Raw genomic sequence first — 20,265 nt, 5'->3', positions numbered from 1 at the left:
GCAGCTTCCTGGTTGCATCCTTCAGGCGGCGGTGAATCGCTGTGTCTGCAGGACCCAGCGATTCACCGCCGCTTCCCTGATCACTCACTGACGGCCTTGGTGCGCAGTGCCGCCTCCAGGCTCCTGATCTCCTCCGGAGACAGCTTGGGCCGATCGAGTTTGAGGGTGAGCTTGTTGAGCGTGCCGGTGAAGCGGAACGGTGGCTGGTAGTCGGCGTCGTTGACGCCGGTGAGGGTGTCGGAGCCCACGTCAAAGCTCTCGTCCCACTGCAGGATCATCGGCAGGGTCTTGGCCATGGTCTTGGTGGCCACCACCTTGCCGTCCACCTTGAGGGTGCCGGTGCCGGGGCGACCGACGCCGCTGAAGTCGTTGAAGGCCAGGGTGCCGGGCCCCTTGCCGTCGTAGACGAAATCGAATTCAACCTTGTGCTTGCCGGGGGACAGCGGTTCGGTGCCCTCCCACTTGAGGCGCTCCAGATCCACCATGTTCCACAGCCACACGGGCTTGCTGTTCTTCAGGTAGAAGCCGTAGCCGCCGAAGCGGCCACCGGAGGTGAGCAGCATGCCCTCGGCGCCGCCGGCCGGCACCTCGATGTCGGCCGTCACGGTGTAGGAGGTGTTCAGCAACATGGGGGAAGCGCCCTGGGGCAGGCCCACCATCGGCTGGGTGTAGACGAAGGTGCTGCGGCCGGCGGTGATGTTGGGCCGGGGCGCCACGAGGCGCGCCGCCACCGAGGCATCGAGCGGGAACACCTGGTACATCTTCGCTTCGGCAATGAAGGCTTCCTTCATCTCCTTCAGCTTCTGGGGATTCCGGGCCGCCAGGTCGGTGGTCTGGCTGAAATCCTCGTTGAGGTTGTAGAGCTGCAGCGTCTGGTTGTTGAGCGGGTCCGGGTTGGCCGGGCCGAAGGCGTCCCACGGCGCCCTGTTCACCTTGGTGCTCAACAACCAGCCCTTGTCGTAGAGGGCCCACTGGCCCATCATCTCGAAGTACTGCCGCTCGTGCCTTGAGGGCACCTTTGCATTCCTGCGATCGAAGGTGTAAACGAAGCTCGTACCCTCGATCGGCTTCTGGGGGATCCCATCCACCAGCTCGGGCGCTTTCAGGCCGGCCGCCTCCAGGATCGTCGGCACCACATCGATCACGTGAACGAACTGCTCGCGCAGGGCGCCCTTGTCCTTGATCCGCGCCGGCCAGCTCACCACCATGTTCTGGTTGACGCCACCCAGCCTGGAGGCGTTCTGCTTGAACCAGCTGAACGGGGTGTCGAAGGCCCAGCTCCAACCCGCTGACATGTGGTTGTAGGTGAACTCGGTGCCCCACACATCGAAGAACTTCATCTGCACCTCAACGGGAAGTTTGTTGAGGCCGTTGAAGAAGGCCACCTCGTTGGGGGTGCCCATCGGACCGCCTTCGGCGCTGGTGCCGTTGTCACCGTTGATGTAGATGATCAGGGTGTTGTCGAGCTTGCCGAGGTCATCGAACTGCTGGATCACCCGGCCGATCTCATAATCGCTGTAGGCGGCATAGGCGGCGAACACCTCCACCTGGCGGATGAACAGTTTCTGAGCATCTGGGCTCAGTTGGTCCCAGGGGGTGATCAGATCGGCGGGCCAGGGATCGAGCTTCGCATCGGCAGGAATCACGCCGAGCTTCTTCTGGTTGGCGAAGATACGTTCCCTCAGCTTCTCGTAGCCATCATCAAACAGATGCATGGCGTGGATCCGCTCCACCCACTCCTTGGTGGGGTGGTGGGGCGCATGGGTGGCGCCGGGGGCGTACTTGATGAACAGCGGCTTGGCGGGGTTGATCTGATGCATCCGCGTCATGTAGTCGATGGCGTCATCGGCCATCTCTGTCACCAGGTTCCAACTGCCGGGGGCCTTGCCTTCGAAGGGATAGATCTGGGTGGTGTTGCGGAAGAGGTTCGGCTGCCACTGGTTGGCATCCCCACCCACGAAGCCGTAGAAGTATTCGAAGCCCAGGCCGGTGGGCCACTGATCGAAGGGACCGCTCTGGCTGGCCTGGAAGGCGGGCACGTTGTGGTCCTTGCCGAACCAGGCGGTGGAGTAGCCGTTGTCCTTGAGCAGCCGACCGATCGTGGCCTTGTCGCGCTCGATGATGCTGTTGTAGCCGGGGAAGCCCGTCGACTGCTCCGAGATCACCCCGAAACCGGCCGAGTGGTGGTTGCGGCCGGTGATCAGGGCGGCGCGGGTGGGTGAGCACAGCGCCGTGGAGAACATGCGGTTGTAGCGAAGCCCCGCCTTGGCGACCCGGTCCATCGCCGGTGTGGGGATCACCCCGCCGAAGGTGCCGGGCACGCCGAAACCGGCGTCGTCGGTGATGATCAGCAGCACATTTGGGGCGCTCTGGGGCGGCGTGATCCGCGGCGCCCACCAGGGTTTGGACTGCAACGCGCCGTCATTGATCACACCGCCGAAGGGGGGAGCGGGGGCCGGCAGTTGGTTGCCGGCGAGCGTGGTGGTGGCGTTGGGGGATCCCGGCGTGCCGGTGATCCGCTGGGCCAGGGCCGGAACACCGCCCAGCTGCCAGCCCACCAGCAGCACCGCCAGCGTCAGCAGAGCGAAGCGGGTGATCGTGGCGCGGACGGAACGTTTAGCCATGGGTGGGGGAGAGCGGTGAAGCGAGTCGGAAGCCGATGTGGGACGTGCCGGTGTCGGGGCTTTCGGCCTCCCGGGCGGCCGGGCGGTAGCGGCTGCAGAAGTTGGGGGCACAGAGGAAGGAGCCGCCCTTGATCACGTGCTTGGCCACCCCGGGCTCCCGCGGGTCCAGGCTGGCGGCAGGGTCGACCAGCACCGGGTCGTCCTGGCCGGCCAGGAGGTCGTGGCCAGGCCGGTACCAGTCCGCCGTCCACTCCCAGACATTGCCGGTCATGTCGCGCAGCCCGTAGCCATTGGGGGGGAAGCGGCCCACCGGTGCGGTGCCGGCGTAGCCGTCTTCAGCCGTGTTGCGGACGGGAAACTCCCCCTGCCAGGTGTTGGCCAGGCCGGGCCGCCAGGTGTCGCCCCAGCTGAAGGCCCGATCCCGCAGTCCGCCGCGCGCGGCGAACTCCCACTGGGCCTCGCTGGGAAGGCTGGCGCCGGCCCAGGCCGCGTAGGCCTCGGCATCCGCCAGCGACACATGCACCACCGGATGGTCCAGCCGTGCGTCGATCGAGCTGCCGGGGCCCTCGGGATGGCGCCAATCGGCCCCCGGTACCCATTGCCACCAGCTGAGCTCCTGCGGGGGTTCGGCGGCGGAGGGGGGCCGGAACACCACCGAGCCGGGCCGACGCTCAGCGGCCGAGAGATCCGGGAACTGCTCCTGCGGCAGGGGCTGCTCCGCCTGGGTCCGGTAGCCGGTGGCGGCCACGAAGGCCGAGAACTGACGATTGGTGACCTCCTCAAGCCCCATGCAGAAGGGCTCCAGCCGCACAGGCGCTCCCGCCTCCTCCGGCAGCCGCCCCGCTGCTCCGATCCGATAGCGTCCGCCGGGGATCGGCGCCATCGACGGCGGGCAGGAGTCCGCCGCCTGGGCAGGGGTGGACCCCAGCAGCACCGCCCCCATCCCCAGAGCCAGGATCAGCAGGGTGGCCAGCACCGGAAACTCCCAGGCTTCAGGACGATGCACAAGCAAGGATTCGAGAAAGCACGGATTCGCTGGGCCCTGCGGATGGCTCACGGATCGCATTTTGAGGGCGTGAATGAGCGGTTCAGGGTCGCATCGATCACCTTCGACACACTCGTTGGCAGAGCGGATTGGCACAGCGCGCCGGCGCCGCCATCGGGCGCCCGGCGGCCATTGAATGCAGGACGGCAAGTCTGTCGCCTCGGCGCAAAAGTGCGGCGCGGATCTTGTCATGAACGGCGAGGAACGTGGCACGCTGGCCCGTCCGAAGATCGGACACAGTCCTGAGGGCACCGGAGGTCGAGTCCCACGGCTGCGTTCCCGACCCTGCCGCGTCCATCGCTCCCCACTCCCACCCATGCCCATGTCCTGCCCCCGCCACACCGGCCCAGTGCTGCTGGCCTGCCTGGTCCTCGGCCTCGCGGCGATCTGTCCCGTTGCCGGGGCGCAGCCCCAGGCGAATCCTGATCAGAAGGCCGCGCTGAGAGCCGTGGCCAAAATGATGGAAGGCCAGCGCACCTATTACCAGAAGAACGGGGCTTTCCGGGCCACAGTCTCCAACATCCAGCAAGATTTCGGTATCACCCTGCCGGTCTCCTTCGACTACGCCGTTCGCACCACCACAGAGGCCGCCTACAGCTACGTGATTCCAGCGCAGGGGGCGAAGGTGAGTCTTCTCAATGCCTATGTAGGAGCCGCCTTCCTCACCCCCAGCCAGACCCCGAAAATCACCACGATCCTCTGCATGAACAATCAGCCGGGCCAGATCCGTCCCGCCGATCCTCAGCTTGTGCTCGGAACCCTGGTGGCCAATCCCAGCGGCAGGATCGTGCAGTGCGGCGATGGCTCGATCGAGGTGAGGGCCTCGGTCGTCAACGAATGACGGCCACGCCTCCGCTGACGCTGCTGGAGTCGCGGGCGGTGGAGGTGAACGACCCCGACGCCCTGCTCGGTCGGGTGGCCCGGAATTTCCCCCTCAACGCCTTCCTGGAGGGTCCCCAGTGCGGCGGCTTCTTCCATCGCAGCGGCGTGATCCACGTCGGCGACGTGGCCGTGTCCTGCAGCCGCCACTCCCCCCTGGAGATCGGCTTCGATGACGGTGACCTCGCCACCCTGATCCTGCCGCTGGCGGGGGAGGCCCAGGTGGGAACGGATGGACAGACGCTGCGGCTGCAGGGGGGGGGCGATGGCCGCCTACCTGCCCGGTGCCGCCTTCACGGCCAGCACCGGAACCTTCGAGGAAGTGATGATCTGCCTGGATCGCCGGAGGCTCGCCGCAACGGCCTCCAGCTTCGCGGGCTCCGGCAGGGATCCCGGCCGCCATTGGCCCCGCTTCGAATGCCCCCTGCTGGTCGATGGCAGCCAGGCGAACCAGCAGGCCGATCTCCTCCGCCATCTGCACCTGGCGCTGCGGATGGTGGACGCCCCGCTGCTGGGCTCGGTGGGCGGAATCGCGGCCCCCCAGCTCGAGGATCTGCTCTATCGGCTGGTGGCAGCGCTGGTGTGCCCGGAAGCGGTCAGGGGAATGAGTGGTTCTCTGACCGACCCGCGTCAGGATCACCCCTCGACGACCTCCTGGAGTGGATCCAGGCTCACCTGCACACCCCGATCACCCCCACCGAGCTCAGTCGGCGCAGTGCCTATTCCCGGCGCAATCTGCAGTATCTGTTCCAGCAACGGCTCGGCTGCAGCCCCATGCAGTGGGTGAAGCGGCAGCGACTGGATGCCGTGCAGCGTGATCTGCAGCGGGCCCAGCCCGGGGAAACCGTGGCCGCCATCGCCCGCCGCCATGGCTTCGTGCAGTTGTCCTCCTTCGCCGCCAGCTTCTTGCGCCGCTACGGCATCGCCCCCTCGGTGCTGCTGCGCCGTTCAAGGACCGGCGCCGACTGAGCCGACCGGCACCCCACCTATCCATGGTGGAGCGCTTCGCTATCGATTGGCCTCCCTCCGCCGCTGAAGGCACCTCGGCCGACAATCCCACTCCGTCTTGGACTCCGGTTTCTCTCAGCTTCGTCATGGAATTGCGGCTTTGCGGAGTCACACCCGATGAGATCACCGCTCCAGCTTTCTGCAGAGATTGGTTCCTTGTGAGATGCTCTGGGAATCTGTTTCCAGGTTTCCGAAGGTTGCTGGAAACAGGTCAATTTCTTCCTTTGCCCTTAATTCGTTGGCCAGGCGTCTCCGCACCCTTCCGGTTGGTCATTCTCCGTTGCTGATCCTGGGGATCGGTGCGGGCCTGTTGGGCGGTCTCCTGGGTCTGGCCATCGATCCGACTGCGGCGCGGGCCGCTGAACCGGCTGAGCCTGCCCCTGCTGAGGCCAGCAGCATGGAAGCGTCGCCATCGCCCTGGGCCGCCACCGTGGAGCTCTATGGATTTGCGCCGCTGCGCACGTTCGGGAGCACCACAGTGCGGGGCTTCAACACCGACTTTGACCTCGACCTCGGCCAGGTGCTCAGGCCCCTGACGGGAGCGGCCACCATCCGCGGCAGCGTGGAGCATGGCCGCCTCGGCCTGCTCACCGACATCAGCTACGTCTCCGTTGCGGGACAGGAAGGCAAGCTCCAGGAGATCAGGACGCGGTCTATCGAAGGCCCCCTCGGCAAACGCAGCCTCACCCTCACCCCCGATGGCCAGGGCAGCGTGGACGCTGGAATCGCCAACATCCAGGGCATCTACGACCTGGCCCTGCGCTATCGCTTCGGTGACCGTGAAGCAGCTGTGGCACGGCCGGGCAGTTTCACCCTCATCCCCTATGCCGGGATGAGGGTCGTCAACATGCAGTACGACCTGGCTCTGCAGGCTCAGGGCCCCGGCCGGACCCTGACGTTTCGAGGGCCGAATCTGGAGGGTTCCCGGACGCTGCAGGGCCTGAATCTGCGGGGGCAGCATTCCTTCGACAGCACCGTTGTTCAGCCCTTGCTGGGCACCCAGGCGATGGTGTTTCTCTCCCCCCGTCTGAGGCTGTTCGCCCGCGCCGACATCGGTGGCTTCGGATTGAACAATGCCGATGATTACTCCTGGAACGCCCAGGCCGGCCTCGGCTACGCGATCGGCAACTCCGCCCAGCTCAACCTGTCCTGGCGCTATCTGCACCTGGGCGGCACCAATGGTGCCAACCCCGAAAACGCCTTCAACGTCAATGAGAATGGAATCGAAGCTGGCGTGAAGTTCTTTTTCTGAGCGCTCCGGTGCTGGGGGGCTTCCGCCGGAATCGGCGGTCAGCCGCCCGCCACCGGCAGCTTTTCGATCCGGCCATCCCGGCGCAGTTTGCCCTGCAGCTTCAGCCAGCTGAACCCCACCGGCAGGCCCAGCACCAGCGGCACGGCGGTGAGGGCGGGGCGTGCGCTGGCGGCCAGCAGGGCGGCGGCGATCGCCAGACCACCGAGCAGGAAGGACTGGCCGGTGGATTGCTGGGCGAGGGCCAGCCGCCGCAGCAGGCGGTCGGTTTCTCCGGCCCGGATCTGCACCTGCAGGTCGCCCTGCTCGATCCTGGCCAGGTTGTCTTCCAGGCGCCTCGGCAAACCCAGGGCGCGGCTGCCCACCTCGGCGGCCTGGCGGCCGAGTTCGTTGATGAAGTCGTTGGGGCCGTTACCGCTGGCGGTCATCAGGGGCAGCAGGTAGGGGCGGGCAATCGCCACCAGGCTAAAGCCGGGATCGAGGCCCCGGCCGACACCCTCGAAGGTGGAGAGGGCCCGCATCACGAAGATCAGCTCCGAGGGCAGGCGGAACGGCTGGCCGTACACCAGGTCGTAGAGGTCACCGGAGAGCTTCTCCAGCACGTTGGAGGAGAACGGTGGGGTCAGGGCATCGTTGAGCATCACCCGCACCAGTCGGCGCACCGGCCCGGTGTCGATGCCGGCGGCGATCACGCCGGCCCCCTGCAGCTCAAGCACCAGCGCGGCGGGGTCCCGGGCCGCTGCCGCCCGCACCATCCGACCGAGGCGGCTGCGCAGGCGCTGGGAGATCTGCCCCATCATCCCGAAGTCGTAGTAGATCAGGGCGCCATCGGCGGCCACCGCCAGGTTGCCGGGGTGGGGATCGGCATGGAAGAAGCCGAAGCGCACCAGTTGCTGGAGATAACTGGCCGCCCCTTTCTCGGCCACCGCCGCCGGATCGATGCCGGCCGCCACCAGGGCGGGGCGGTCGGTGATCTTGATGCCCGGCAGGTAATCCAGGCAGAGCACCCGCCGACTGCTCAGTTCCCAGACCACCGCCGGCACCCGGATGCCGGCATCCTCGAGAAATTGCTGACGGAAGCGGGCCGCATGCTCGGCTTCGAGACGGAAATCAAGTTCCCGCAGCAGCACCCGCCGGCATTCCTGGGCGATCGGTACCCATTCACGGCCCTGGCCCCAGCGCGGGTGGCGCTGCAGCAAGGCGGCCACCTGCTGCAGCACCTCCAGGTCGAGGCGGAACAGGCGCTCCAGGCCGGGCCGCTGGATCTTGAAGACCACCTGGCGGCCACTGCGCAAGCTGGCGCGGTGCACCTGGGCGAGGCTGGCCGAACCGAGCGGCCGCTCCTCGAGGTCCACGATCTCGGCGCAACGCTCGCCGAGCTCCTCCTCCAGGAGGTTTTCAACGACGCTGAACGGAAAGGCCGGCACCTTGTCCTGAAGGCTGGCCAGCTCCTCCACATACCCGGCCGGCAGCACATCGGGGCGGGCCGAGAGCAACTGCCCCAGCTTGATGAAGGCCGAGCCCAGGCTGATCAGTTCAGCGGTGAGCCAGCGGGCCCGCAACCGCTGCCGGAGGCTGCGGTGCTCCGGGTTGATCCCACCGCGGTAGCTCCAGGCCTGGCCGTCGATCCAGAGACCGAAGGCCAGCAGCAGCACCGCTCTCCAGATCCGCAGCGACCGCCTCAACCCCTGCCAATGCGCCCAGAGTCGCCCCATCAGGCGTGGTCCTCGAGGCGGCGGGAAAGGGCCGCCACCGTGGCCCTCAGGGCATCGATCCGCTCCTGGGCCTGCCTGGGGCGGGCCGTGGCGGAACCGGTGGCCCCTGGGACGGCTGGCCCAGGGGAGCTGGCGCTGGATGCGGCGTCGGTTTCCAGACGCTCCGCTTCCTGCTCCACCTCCTGCCAGAACAGTTCCCATTCGTTGCGGAGCCGCTCCGGCGCCTCCTGGGCCAGCACGGTCAGCCCGGCCAGGGAATCGGCCAGACCGCTGCCAAGCCTCGCCTGAAAGCGGTTCAGGGCCGCCTGAATCAAGGATTGGGGCGCACTCATCTCCAGGCCTGCCGGTTGGCCAAACTGTGGCAGATCAGGGCAACGACGTGGGCGGCGGTGGGGCCAGGGGAGCTGGGGCCTGCGCCGGTGGCTGTGGCTCCGGTAGTCCGGGTTCGGCTGGAGCGGCTTCCGGCGGGAGAAGCGGCTCGAAGGGTGGCTCTTCCGCTGCCGCCGGCCTGGTGGCGGCCTCCTCTGCGGCCTGGCGGTCCTTCAGCTCCTGGCGACGCCGCTTCGCTTCCTCCTGCTTCTGGTTGGCTTCGAACTCGAGGCGATCGAGATCGCCCCGGATCTCGGTGCGATCAGTGCCGAAGCGCATCCGCAGGCTCTCCAGACTGGTGCCCGGGAACGGCTTCACCCCGAAGTCCAGTCCCAGCGGCTGCGCCGCGTCGCCGCCACGGCTGAGCAGCCGATCGGTGATCGCGTAGCCAAGCCCGAAACAGAGGCCGGCCAGCAGGGGAACCAGCCAGCGGCGTCGCGGCGGCAGTGGAGCTTCAGCCGCCGGCTGGCGGCGACGCGGGGGGCGCTGGGCACCGGCGGAGGGCATGGCGGCAACGGGCGCGATCTGCCCCCATCCTCCCCTCAGCTGCCCACCGGCGTGGCGGGGCGTTCAGGTGGTGTAGTCGGCGTTGATGCGCACGTACTGGTCGGAGAGATCACAGCCCCAGGCCAGACCAGGCTTCAGCTGCTTCGCTCTGCTTGCTGCTCTCCTGCTGAATCAGATCCAGGCTGGACAGCAAAGCTCTGGTCCAGCTTGACCGCCTCAGCACCCAGGAGGCCCAGCGCTTCGGCGAGGAAGCGAGACTCAAGGCCGGATCGACGGGATCGGGGCCGGGCTCCGGCCGCTGTCTCTGGTATGGGAGCCGGATGCAACTGCCTTCACCTCAAGCTCTGCATCAGGCTCAACCGACGGACCCAGCGGCGCCTCTCGAAGCCTGGTCCTGGAAGGCGGCGATCGCCGTCGGCAGGGTGGGATAAAAGTGCTCGGCGCCGATCCTCTCCGCCACGCCGGCTCTGACGAGCTGAAGGTAGAGGTCCTGCTTGACCCGGGCCATGGCGAAGACGATGTGCCGCCCAGCCAGCTCCTGCTGCAACTCCTGCAAAACATCGGCAGCGGTGATGTCGACCTCCACGATCGCCTCCGCATTGAGCACGAACCAGTCGACGGCAACGGTTTCGGCATCGATCGCCAGCAGGGCGCGGCGGCGGAAGTCCTCGGCATTGGCGAAGCAAAGCGGCGCGTCATAGCGGTAGAGCACCAGCCCGGGGATCGTGCTGGTGCCCTCCCAGTCCTCGACGTCGTGGAGGCCGGCCAGGTTGGGCGGGTTACCCAGTACCGCGTCATGGGGGCGCACCAGGCGGGCAAACAGATCGATCACCGACAGCGCCACCGCCAGCGCCACGCCCATCAGGAGGTCGGTGAGCAACACACCCGCGAAGGTGACCAGCGCCAGGCGGAACTCACTGAGCTTGAAGCGCCGCAGGCGCTGGAACTCCGAGATATCGATCAGGCGCAGAGCGGCATAGATGACGATTGCGCCCAGGGCCGCCTTCGGGAACAGGGCCAGCAGCGGCCGCAAAAAGAGCACAACCAGCGACACCGCCACGAAAGCCACCAGCGAAAACAGCTGGGAGCGGCTGCCAAGCGCCTCGCCGATGGCCGTGCGGCTGCCGCTGCTGCTGACCGGGAAGCCCTGCATCAGACCGTTGCCCAGATTCACCGCCCCCAGAGCCAGCAGCTCCTGGTTGGCATCGATGCGGTAACCGCCTCGGGCCGCGAAGGCTCGGGCCGTCAGCACGTTGTCGGAGTAGCCCACCAGGGCGATGCCCACAGCAGCAGATAAAAGGAATCTGAGCTTCTGAGGCGCAACGCCCTCCGGCAGGTGAAAGCTGGGCAGCCCGGCCGGAATATCCCCGATCACTGCGACGCCGCGTTGATCGAGGTGCAGCACCGAAACCACCGCCACAGCCAGCAGCACCGCCAGCAGCGGTCCGGGGGCCATGGGGAAAAGGCGCTGCACCAGCAGCAGAAAAACCAGCACCCCGATCGCCAGCACCAACGTGGGCCCATGGATCTCACCGCTGCGGCCGGCCAGCTCGCGCAGCTGGTCCAGCAGCGACTCGGCCTGAAGATCCACTCCGCTGATCTTGCCGATCTGGCCACTGATCATGATCACGGCCACCCCGGCCATGTAGCCCACCAGGATCGGCTTGGAGAGCAGATCGGCCAGGAAGCCCAACCGGCTCCAGGCCCCCAGCAGGCAGGCCAGACCGACGAACAGGGCCAGCAGGCTGGCAAGGCTGGCGTAGGCCAGGGGATCACCCCCGGCCAGCGGCGCGATCGCCACCGCCGTCATCACGGCCGTGGTGGATTCGGGCCCCACCGAAAGCTGGGGGGAGGAACCGAGCAGGGCATAGAGCAACATCGGCGGCAGGATCGCCCACAGCCCAGCGACCGGCGCCACACCGGCCAGTTCCGCATAGGCCATGCACTGCGGCACCAGATAGGCCGCCACGGTTACTCCCGCCAGCAGGTCCCCCCTGAGCCAGGCGTGTTGATAGGCGCGCATCTGCCGCAAACCGGGCAGGATCGATATCAGAGAGATCGCTCGTACCAAGGCCTGTTCAATCAGCAGCAGCAGCCCGGCAGCCGCCACCGACTGGACGATTCGTGACTGGAGCGTTGCACGGAAGCCAGCGCAACCCTGAGCCGATCGGTGCTGCTGTCACCGCTTGGCACACCGGCGTTCAGGTGGTGTAGTCGGCGTTGATGCGCACGTATTGATCGGAGAGATCACAGCCCCAGGCCAGACCCTTGCCGGGACCGTCGCCCACCACCAGGCGGATGGTCACGGTGTCGCCACTGAGATAGGCGCCGGCGGCGCGCTCAGCCATGAAACGGGAAGCGGCCGGGCGGTCGAAGGGCAGGGGCTGACCTGCGGCCATCAGCTGGTGCTCCCCCAGCCAGAGGGCCACCGCCTCGGGGTCGAACTCCACCCCGGCGCGGCCAGCCGCGGCCACGATCCGGCCCCAGTTGGGGTCACGGCCGTGGACCGCGCACTTCACCAGCGACGACCCGCAGATGGTGCGGGCGATGGCGCGGGCGCCGGTGTCATCCGTCGCCCCCTCCACCCGCGCTTCGATCAGGCAGGTGGCCCCCTCGCCGTCGCGGGCAATCGCCCTGGCCAGGTGCTGCGACACCGCCGTCAGGCCGCCCTCCAGCGCGTCGAAGTGCTCCGGGCTCAAGGGCTCGCCGGCTGCAAAGGCCAGGAACGTGTCGTTGGTGCTGGTGTCGCCGTCGATCGTGATCGCATTGAAGGAACGATCCACCGCCCGCCGCACCATCCCTTGCCACAGCTCCGCCGGCACACCGGCATCGCAACTGAGGTAACCCAGCATCGTGGCCATGGTGGGGTGAATCATCCCGGAGCCCTTGGCCATGCCGCCGAGGCGCACACGCCGGCCGCCCAGGTCGGCCTCCAGGGCGATCTGCTTGTCGATCAGATCGGTGGTGAGGATGGCCGTGGCGGCGGCGGCGCCCCCCTCGGGGCTCAGGGCATCCACCAGGGGATCGAGGCCCGCCAGCAGGATCTGCATAGGGATCGGCACGCCGATCACGCCGGTGGAGCAGATCAGCACCTCCTCAGCCGCCAGACCCAGGAGATCGGCGGTGGCCTGGGTGGCACGCAGGCTGTCGATCAGGCCCAGATCACCCGTGCAGGCATTGGCCTGGCCGGAATTGGTGAGCACCGCCCGGGCGCGGCCGCCGCTGGCCGCCAGGCGCTCGGCGCAGAGATCCACGCAGGCGGCCCGCACGCGGTTGGTGGTGAAGCTGCCCGCGCAGACGGCCCCTGCCGGGGCCAGCAGCAGCGAGAGATCAGGCTTGCCGGAGGCCTTGAGGCCAGCGGTGCTGCCGGCCGCCAGAAAGCCGGTGGGAGCGGTGAGGCCACCGGGGATCGGGTGCCAGGGAAGGGACACGGCGGCAGGATGACTCACACCATCCTGCCGAGCCGCCATGGCGGAGCCAACCACGCCCGAATCGCCGTCTCCGAGGGAAGTGGAGGCCCTCTGCTGCGAGCTGGCCGGCGTGCACTTCCCCTGGGACACCACCCGCTCCCTTGAGCTGGCCCTGCTCAAGACCTTCTGCGTCCCCTCGATATCCGCCCTGCTGGAGCGCACAGGTGAATTCACCCACAGACCGCGCAAGCGCTACGACGACACCGGCCTGATGGTGGCGGAGCTGTTGCGCTGGGGCCCCCGCAGCCCGGAGGGGCAGGCGGTGATCACCCGGATGAACCGGATCCATGGCGCTTATGCGATCAGCAACCGTGATTTCCTCTACGTGCTCTCCACCTTCGTGGCTGAACCGATCCGCTGGTTGGCCCGCTACGGCTGGAGGGCCCTGAGCACTCGGGAGCAGACGTGCTTATTCCTCTTCTGGCGCCAGGTGGGCGAGGCGATGGGAATTCAGGCCATCCCTGACAACCTGGCAGCGCTGATGGCGTTTAACCACAGTTTCGAGCTTGAGGCTTTCCAGAGCGCCCCCAGCAACCGGCGGATCGCCGAATCCACCCTGGCGATGCTCCTGGACGACTGGCCTGCTCCCCTGCGTCCGGCACTACGCGGGGTACTGCTGGCGCTGGTGAGCCGCGACGTCTGCGGCAGCCTGGGGTGGACCAGCAGCCCCGACTGGCTGCAGCAGCTGGTGCTGGGCGGCCTGCGCCTACGCAGCCGCCTGGCCCGCCGTTGGCCGCGGGGGCAGGGCAACACCCGCTTTTACTCCGAACGCCCAACCCCCAGCTATGGCGGCCGCTTCACTCTGGAGCAACTGGGGCCTCCAGCCATGCTGGAGCGGCTGAATCGGCCCCGCTGGCAGGGCGGCCAGCGGCGGATCGGCCTGACCGGCGGCATTGCCAGCGGCAAGAGCAGCGTGGGCCGCTGGCTCGCCGAACGGCATGGGCTCCCGGTGCTGGATGCGGACACCTGCGCCCGGGACGCCCTGGCGCCCGGCAGCACGGGGGAGCAATCAGTGCTGGAGCGCTACGGCGCGCGGGTGCGAGCGCCTGCAGGAAGCATCGATCGCGCCGCCCTCGGGCGGATCGTGTTCAGCGACCCAGCCGAGCGGGCCTGGCTGGAGCAGCTGGTGCATCCGCTGGTGCGGAAGAGGTTCGAGCTGGAGCTGAAGCGGCTAGCGGCCGCACCGGTGGTGGTGCTGATGATCCCCCTGCTGTTCGAAGCCGGCCTCGAGGGAATGTGCAGTGAGATCTGGCTGGTGGACTGCGACGCCCAGCAGCAACTGGAACGGCTCCGCCGCCGCGACGGCTTCGATCACGTCGAGGCCGAGGCCCGCCTCGCGGCCCAATGGCCCATGGGCGAGAAGCGCAACCGTTCCGATGTTCTGATCGACAACCGGGGAAGCGAGGAGGCACTGGCCGATCAGGTGGAGCAGGCTCTGCGCTCTGCTCCTTCAGTCGGCTGAGGCCCGCTCCGCCAACGCCGCGGCCCAGTCTTCGAAAGCCTTCAGGTCGGCCTCCAGCCTGCTCCAAACCTCAGGAAGCGCCTTGATCAGGGCGGTGATGGGTTCAGGGCGCAGCTCATCGGCGTAGAGGTTGCGCACCAGATGCCGGAAGCGCAGATACTCCTGCAGCGACGTTTGGGTGCTTTCGCGAAGCACCGCCGGACGCTGATCGGTGGCCATCGCCATCCGCTCCAGCAGCCGACGATGCCAGCCGTCCCCCTGGCGTGGCGTGCCGCCATTGAGTGAGCGGCTCACCAGCAGCAACACGCGCTCGATCCCGGTGTAGAAGCTGTGTAGCCGCAACGCTGCTGCCTCCACAGGCTCGGGGCCTTCCCCCAGTCGAGGCAGGCTGCGGGCCAGGGACGCCACCAGGTTCTCCAGCCGCTGACGCTCGCGGCGCAGGTCGTCGCGGAGCTCACGCAGATCCTCAGGCTGCATCGCCGCCGTTGCAACCCGATGCAAGGAGTCCTTGGGCAACCCGTGCGCCTGCCATCAAGGTTCGGCCGTGGCGCAGCAACCGCTCGGCGAGCTCAGGAGAAAGGTCTTCCAGGCGCTTGAGATCAACCGGCAGCGGCCCAGCCGCCTCGGCCAGAGCGATGGCCTTCAGCAGCTGATCAGCGGGCAGACCCTGCACGAGCAGATCGAGATCGGAATGCTCCTTGAATCCAGAGCCCAACAAGGACCCATGCACCCAGAGCCCGCTGAGCTGGGGCCAGTGCTCACGAAAAACCTGCGCGGAGCGCTCAGCCTGGCTGAGGCCTGCCTGGCGCCGCTGCTCCAGCACCTGGCGATCGGCCGCGAAGCGCTGCAGCCAGTAGGTCTCGGCGTGGAGCGTCATGGGCCAAGTCTGCCTTCAGCCCTTGAGCTTCGCCACCAGGATTGAGTTGGCCAGCTTCGGATCGGCCCGGCCACCGGTGCGCTTCATCAGCTGCCCCACGAAAAAGCCCTGCAGCTTGGTCTTGCCACCCCGGAACGCTTCCACTTCGGCTGGATGGGCGGCCAGCAACGCCTCCACCTCCGCGCTGATCGCGGCGGGATCGCTGATCATGCCCAGGCCGCGCTCAGCCACGATCCCCTTGGCGGAACCGCCCTTCTCCAGCAGCTCCGGCAGGATCTCCTTGGCGATCTTGCCGCTGATCGTGTCGTCGTCGATCAGACCCACCAGCTCCGAAAGCTCCTCGGGTTTCAGGGGCAGATCGGTGATTGAGAGCTTGCCGGCATTGAGATAGGCGGCGATGTCGCCGGTGACCCAGTTGGCGACGCCCTTGGGATCGCCACCGGCTGCCACGGCCGCCTCGAAGTATTCAGCCATGGCCCGCTCATCGGTGAGCACCCGGGCGTCGTAGATCGAGAGCCCGAGCTGCTCGGCGTAGCGATGACGCTTGGCCGCCGGCAGCTCGGGCAGTTCAGCGCGCCAGCTTTCCCGCCGAGCCGGCGTGACCTCGATCGGGCCCAGATCCGGCTCCGGGAAGTAGCGGTAGTCGCTGCTGCCCTCCTTGGAGCGCATGCTTTTGGTGAGTTGCTTGCTCTCATCCCAGAGGCGCGTTTCCTGCCGGATCGGCTCACCGGCCTCGATCGCCTTGATCTGGCGGGCGATCTCATGATCACAGGCCCTCTGGATCGCCGAGAAGGAGTTCATGTTCTTGATCTCCACCTTCACGCCGAACGGTTCATCCGGGCCCCGCCGCACCGAGATGTTCACATCACAGCGCAATGATCCCTCCTGCATGTTGCCGTCGCTCACGCCCAGATAGCGCATGATCCGACGGATCTCGGAGGCGTATTCGGCCGCCTCTCTGCCTGTGCGCAGATCGGGCTTGCTGACGATCTCGGCCAGGGCCACCCCGGCGCGGTTGTAATCCACCAGGGAGTGGGTGCTGCCCGCCAGGCGATCGCTGCCGGCGTGCACCAGCTTGCCGGCGTCTTCTTCCATGTGCAGCCGCTCGATGCCGATCGTCTTGAGGTAGGTGTCCTTGCCCTTCTCAGCCACCTCCACTTCGATCCAGCCGTTCTCGGCGATCGGCTGGTCGAACTGGGAGATCTGGTAGTTCTTGGGCAGGTCGGGATAGAAATACTGCTTGCGGTCGAACTTGCTGTGCTCAGCCACTTGCAGGTTGAGCGCCAGGGCCGCCTTCACCGCATACTCCAGCACCTTCTCGTTGAGCACCGGCAGGGTGCCGGGCAGTCCCAGCACCACCGGATCGATGTGGGTGTTGGGGTCGTCGCCGAAGTTGGTGGAGGCGGCGGTGAAGATCTTGCTGGCGGTGCCCAGCTGCACATGGGTTTCCAGGCCGATCACCGCCTCCCAGGCCCCTTGTCCGTTCACCGCCGCCATTCCTTCTGCCTGCTTGCACGTGCTGGGAATCGATCCTATGCAGCCGCCCGGCTCACGGTGCCGGGGCCTCGAAGCAGAGCTCGCGGCAGCCGCTGCGGGGATCGAGCACCCGCCTGAACCGCACCCCCACCGGCAGCAGCAGGGCGATCTCGGCGGTGGTGCGGATGCCGTTGCCGGCGAGCAGGTGGCCGCCCCGGCAGTGGCCTCGGGCATCGGCGGCGCTGAGGTGGAGATGCACCCCGTCGGGTCCAAGGCTTCCCTGCAGGCTGAGCAGCTCCCAGGGCCCCGGCAACAGCAGCGCCTCGCTGGCTCCCGCCGGCCGCAGGCTGAGCTGATCGAGGCTGCCGATCGCTGAGGCCACCCAGGCGGCGTCGATCTGTCGCTCGGCCACCAGGGTCTCGAGGGCACCGCGCAGGTCGCAACCCGGGCTCAGCCGCAGGTTGAGCAGGCTGATCTCCCCGGGATGAGCTGTTGGATAGCTTGAAATCATGGATGCCCTTGCAGCCGATTCCCTGACCGCTCCATTCTCGGCAGAGTCGTTCGATTCAGGTGCGGCTGCCGTGCTGATCCTCGGCGGCGGTCTGATCGGGCTGGCGATCGCCCATCAGCTGGCCCGCCGTGGCCAGTCGGTGCTGGTGCTGAGTCGGCGGCGCAGTGAGGCGGCCGGGTTCGTGGCGGCGGGAATGCTGGCTCCCCATGCCGAAGGGCTGAGTGGCCCGCTGCTGGATCTGGGCCAACGCAGCCTCGGCTCGATTCCCGGCTGGGTGGCCCAGATCGAGGCCGACAGCGGCCTGTCCTGCGGCTTTCGCCCCTGCGGCATCGTGGTTCCCTTCCGCTCCGCCGCTGAGCGGGACGCCTACCCCACCGCCCGCTTCGGCCTGGCCCTCGATGCCGCCGATCTGCGGCACGAGATCGGCGGCATCGGTGCGGCCTGGCAGGCCGGTCTGTTGTTTGATCAGGACGGCCAGATCGACAACCGCCGTCAGTTGATGCGCGCCCTTGAAACGGCCTGCGTTGCCCTGGGCGTGGGGTTTCAGGAGGGCAGCGAGGTGCTGGAACTGCTGGCGCCGGCCGGGCGGCTCGAAGCGATCCGCCTGCGCCGGACGGAGGGTGAGGTGGTGACCCTGCCGTGCAACCGGGCCGTGCTGGCCTGCGGCGCCTGGAGCGCCCGGTTGCTGCCGGGCCTGCCCGTCCAGCCGATCAAGGGTCAGATGCTCTCGCTGCAGGCACCCCGCCAGGCGCTGAAACGGGTGCTGTTCGGGCCTGGCACTTACCTGGTGCCGCGCGAAGACGGTCTGCTCGTGGTGGGCGCCACCAGTGAGCCGGACGCCGGCTTTGCGGCCGGGCTGACGCCCCAGGGCCAGAGCCAGCTGGAGCAAGGCCTTGTCAGCCTCCTGCCGGAGGCGGCCCACTGGCCGCCGATGGAGCGTTGGTGGGGATTCCGGCCCGGCACCCCCGATGGCCTGCCCCTGCTCGGCCCAGCGGAGATCGCCGGCCTCTGGCTGGCCACGGGTCACTACCGCAACGGGGTGCTGCTCGCCGCGATCAGCGCCAGCCTGATCGCGAACCTGATCGAGCCGGGCGCTTCCGGCGATGCGGCGCTGCTCGCCCCGTTCGATGCCAGACGCTTTGGCCGCCCGGCGGCCGGCGATCAGCTGGGCAGGGCAACGGGGCTCGGCTCGGCGTCAGCCACGGTGTAAACCGGGATCATGCCCATGCCTTTCACCTGCTGAGGTTCGAGCGCACGGACCGGCAGCTCCTGCTCCACCAGCTCCGCCGTGCCGGCATCGATCACGATCGGCACATCCAGCAGCCGCGTGAGCCCCTCCAGCCGGCTGGCCAGGTTCACCTTGTCGCCGATCACGGTGAAATCAAGGCGGCGGGGGCTGCCGATCTGGCCGACGATCACCGAGCCGCTGGCCAGGCCGATGCCACTGCTGAATGGCTCGATGCCCTCGGCCAGCCACTGGGCGTTGAGCTCCTCCAGCCGGGTCCGCATCGCTTCGGCGCAGCGCAGCGCCGCCAGGGCCTCCTGCCGGGGCCCACGCCCGATCGGTGAACCGAACACGGCCATCACGGCATCGCCGATGAACTTGTCGACGGTGCCGCCGTGGGCGCTGATCACCTCGACCATGCCGCCGAGATAGTCGTTCAACTGGCGCACATGCAATTCAATCTGGCCTTCGGCGCTGCGTTTCTGGGTGAGCTGGGTGAACCCCTTCAGGTCGCTGAACAGCACGGTGACGGGCAGCAGTTTTCCCCGCAGGATGCCCTCGGCCGCATCGGGATCCGAGAGGATCTCGGCCACCACGCTGGGGGCCACATAGCGCTCGAAAGTGCGTCGCAGCCTCCTCTTCTCCTTCTCCTCCCGCAGGTAGGCGTCGCCGCCGTAAAGCAGGCCCAGCAGCACCAGGCCGCTGGCCGGGGCGAGCAGCGGCAGCCAGCGATCCAGCTGGCGCAGCACCACGAAGCCCGCCACCAGTTGAAGGACCAGCACGCTGATCACCAGCCCCAGCCGCCACGGCAGGCCCGACAGCCGCAGCCCAAGAGCCGCCACCAGCAGCAACGGTGCCATCGCCAGCAGGCCCCTGGCCGGTGCCGCTGCCGGCCAGGGGCCCAGGCCATCTCCCTGGAGGGAATTGGCCGTGGCGGTGGCCAGCATCTCCAGGCCCGAGATCCGGCCGAAGGGGGTTGGATTGCCCGCCTCGCCCTGGGACACCACAGGCCCCATCAGCACCAAAGCATCCTTCAGCATTCCCCGGCTGGAATGGCGCTGCCAGCGAGCCGGATCGAGCACCTCCCAGGCGGAGATCCTCTGGAAGCTGCCTTCCGGCCCGTAGAAGTTCAGGGCCATGGCGGGGTCGTTCTGGCGGCTGGGGCGTCCCAGCAACCGCAGGGCTGTGCCAGCCAGAGAGGGGAAGGGGTCCACGCCGTTGTCGGGCAGGAGGCCGCGGCCATAGGCATCGGGGTGGCGGGCCGGCTGGCCGGCTTCCCTCGGCAGAGTATTGGTGAGACCAAGCGATCCTTCACCGGTCAGGGCGGGCAGGATCGGATCCGGACGGATCAAGGTGAGGCCGCTGCCGACTTCGCCGTCCTGGGGCTCGAGCATCTCCGCCGCCAGGGCCACATGGCCCCGCAGGGGCTCCAGGGTTTTCGCCAGGGCCGCGTCATCGGCGGGTCCTTTGCTGCTTGGTCCCGCGAAGGTGACGTTGATCGCCACCACGGCCGCGCCGGCCTCCCGCAGCCGGGTGGCCAGCAATCCATAGGCGGCGCGGGGCCAGGGCAGGGTGTCGATTCCACGGGCCCAGGCTGGAATCTGCTCAGAGTTCAGATCGGCGAACCAGCTTCCCTGCTGGAGCGTGGCGTCATCAATGGCCACCAGCACCACCTGGCGGGGCGCTGGCCTGGGGCCCCGCAACACCACGAGCTGGTCTTCAAGGCCACGCTCCCATTCCTGCCACCGCGTCGGCGGCCAGCCGCTCAGCACACCGACGGCGATCACCACCGCGGCTGAGGCCAGGGCCGTGAGGCGCGAGCGCTCGATCAGCACAGCTCAGCCCCCA

17 protein-coding genes are annotated in these 20,265 nt (G+C 67.9%); 5 read left to right on the top strand and 12 right to left on the bottom strand.

Going from position 1 to position 20,265, the window contains the following annotated elements:
• Positions 1 to 80: 80 nt before the first annotated feature.
• Both KQ307_RS03985 and KQ307_RS03980 read right to left on the bottom strand, forming a co-directional pair.
• The gene (locus tag KQ307_RS03985; RefSeq protein ID WP_259727030.1) at positions 81 to 2,624 is read right to left on the bottom strand and encodes an arylsulfatase; all 2,544 of its coding nucleotides are present in this window, start codon (positions 2,622 to 2,624) and stop codon (positions 81 to 83) included.
• Positions 2,617 to 3,630 carry a formylglycine-generating enzyme family protein gene (locus KQ307_RS03980; RefSeq protein WP_311133760.1) on the bottom strand — a complete coding sequence of 338 codons (1,014 nt, stop codon included), beginning with the start codon at positions 3,628 to 3,630 and terminating at the stop codon, positions 2,617 to 2,619. The genes KQ307_RS03985 and KQ307_RS03980 overlap by 8 nt, the downstream gene beginning before the upstream one ends.
• Positions 3,631 to 3,991: 361 nt before the next feature.
• On the opposite strand from KQ307_RS03980, the gene KQ307_RS03975 reads away from it, so the two are divergent.
• The 3 genes from KQ307_RS03975 to KQ307_RS03965 all read left to right on the top strand — a co-directional run bounded on the left by KQ307_RS03975 (position 3,992) and on the right by KQ307_RS03965 (position 6,808).
• A complete protein-coding gene (locus KQ307_RS03975; protein ID WP_259727029.1) occupies positions 3,992 to 4,510 on the top strand; it encodes a type IV pilin-like G/H family protein in 519 nt (172 codons plus the stop codon).
• Positions 4,507 to 5,517 carry a helix-turn-helix domain-containing protein gene (locus KQ307_RS03970; RefSeq protein ID WP_259727028.1) on the top strand — a complete coding sequence of 337 codons (1,011 nt, stop codon included), beginning with the start codon at positions 4,507 to 4,509 and terminating at the stop codon, positions 5,515 to 5,517. The genes KQ307_RS03975 and KQ307_RS03970 overlap by 4 nt, the downstream gene beginning before the upstream one ends.
• Positions 5,518 to 5,794: 277 nt before the next feature.
• On the top strand, positions 5,795 to 6,808 hold the full coding sequence (locus KQ307_RS03965) for a hypothetical protein (RefSeq protein ID WP_259727027.1): 1,014 nt from the start codon (positions 5,795 to 5,797) through the stop codon (positions 6,806 to 6,808).
• Between the two features lie 38 nt (positions 6,809 to 6,846).
• On the opposite strand, the gene KQ307_RS03960 is transcribed toward KQ307_RS03965, so the two are convergent.
• The 5 genes from KQ307_RS03960 to argJ all read right to left on the bottom strand — a co-directional run bounded on the left by KQ307_RS03960 (position 6,847) and on the right by argJ (position 12,866).
• Positions 6,847 to 8,520, bottom strand: coding sequence for an AarF/ABC1/UbiB kinase family protein (locus KQ307_RS03960; protein WP_259727026.1), 1,674 nt, complete (start codon positions 8,518 to 8,520; stop codon positions 6,847 to 6,849).
• Entirely contained in the window at positions 8,520 to 8,852 is a 333-nt protein-coding gene (locus KQ307_RS03955) for a hypothetical protein (RefSeq protein WP_259727025.1), read from the bottom strand. Before KQ307_RS03955 ends, KQ307_RS03960 begins: the two co-directional genes overlap by 1 nt.
• 34 nt (positions 8,853 to 8,886) lie before the next feature.
• Positions 8,887 to 9,396, bottom strand: a complete 510-nt coding sequence (locus tag KQ307_RS03950; protein ID WP_259727024.1) for a hypothetical protein — start codon at positions 9,394 to 9,396, stop codon at positions 8,887 to 8,889.
• A gap of 355 nt (positions 9,397 to 9,751) precedes the next feature.
• The gene (locus KQ307_RS03945) at positions 9,752 to 11,506 is read right to left on the bottom strand and encodes a SulP family inorganic anion transporter (protein ID WP_259727023.1); all 1,755 of its coding nucleotides are present in this window, start codon (positions 11,504 to 11,506) and stop codon (positions 9,752 to 9,754) included.
• Between the two features lie 91 nt (positions 11,507 to 11,597).
• A complete protein-coding gene (gene argJ, locus KQ307_RS03940) occupies positions 11,598 to 12,866 on the bottom strand; it encodes a bifunctional glutamate N-acetyltransferase/amino-acid acetyltransferase ArgJ (RefSeq protein ID WP_259727022.1) in 1,269 nt (422 codons plus the stop codon).
• On the opposite strand from argJ, the gene coaE reads away from it, so the two are divergent.
• Complete coding sequence (gene coaE / locus KQ307_RS14770) at positions 12,865 to 14,328, top strand: dephospho-CoA kinase (protein WP_311133759.1); 1,464 nt, start codon at positions 12,865 to 12,867, stop codon at positions 14,326 to 14,328. The two genes, argJ and coaE, sit on opposite strands and share 2 nt — an antisense overlap.
• Here coaE and KQ307_RS03925 read toward each other — a convergent pair.
• The 4 genes from KQ307_RS03925 to KQ307_RS03910 are packed head-to-tail and all read right to left on the bottom strand — an operon-like array spanning position 14,317 to position 17,192.
• Positions 14,317 to 14,829 (bottom strand): hypothetical protein, encoded by a 513-nt coding sequence (locus KQ307_RS03925; protein ID WP_259727021.1) that lies wholly within the window; start codon positions 14,827 to 14,829, stop codon positions 14,317 to 14,319. The genes coaE and KQ307_RS03925 overlap by 12 nt on opposite strands.
• Positions 14,795 to 15,205 (bottom strand): nucleotidyltransferase family protein, encoded by a 411-nt coding sequence (locus KQ307_RS03920; protein WP_259727020.1) that lies wholly within the window; start codon positions 15,203 to 15,205, stop codon positions 14,795 to 14,797. Before KQ307_RS03920 ends, KQ307_RS03925 begins: the two co-directional genes overlap by 35 nt.
• Before the next feature lie 15 nt (positions 15,206 to 15,220).
• Positions 15,221 to 16,702, bottom strand: coding sequence for an Asp-tRNA(Asn)/Glu-tRNA(Gln) amidotransferase subunit GatB (gene gatB / locus KQ307_RS03915; protein WP_259727019.1), 1,482 nt, complete (start codon positions 16,700 to 16,702; stop codon positions 15,221 to 15,223).
• A gap of 52 nt (positions 16,703 to 16,754) precedes the next feature.
• Positions 16,755 to 17,192: a PPC domain-containing DNA-binding protein gene (locus KQ307_RS03910; RefSeq protein WP_259727018.1), complete on the bottom strand. Its 438-nt coding sequence runs from the start codon at positions 17,190 to 17,192 to the stop codon at positions 16,755 to 16,757.
• Between KQ307_RS03910 and thiO the strand changes: the two genes are divergently transcribed.
• Positions 17,191 to 18,402 carry a glycine oxidase ThiO gene (gene thiO, locus KQ307_RS03905; protein WP_259727017.1) on the top strand — a complete coding sequence of 404 codons (1,212 nt, stop codon included), beginning with the start codon at positions 17,191 to 17,193 and terminating at the stop codon, positions 18,400 to 18,402. The genes KQ307_RS03910 and thiO overlap by 2 nt on opposite strands.
• Here thiO and KQ307_RS03900 read toward each other — a convergent pair.
• The gene (locus KQ307_RS03900) at positions 18,354 to 20,252 is read right to left on the bottom strand and encodes an adenylate/guanylate cyclase domain-containing protein (protein WP_259727016.1); all 1,899 of its coding nucleotides are present in this window, start codon (positions 20,250 to 20,252) and stop codon (positions 18,354 to 18,356) included. The genes thiO and KQ307_RS03900 overlap by 49 nt on opposite strands.
• Positions 20,253 to 20,265 lie beyond the last annotated feature (13 nt).

It is taken from the genome of Synechococcus sp. CS-1326, from assembly GCF_025128115.1.
Lineage (GTDB): Bacteria > Cyanobacteriota > Cyanobacteriia > PCC-6307 > Cyanobiaceae > Regnicoccus.
Note: the sequence above shows the minus strand (reverse complement) of the source record. Positions and strands in the feature narration are given on the sequence as shown.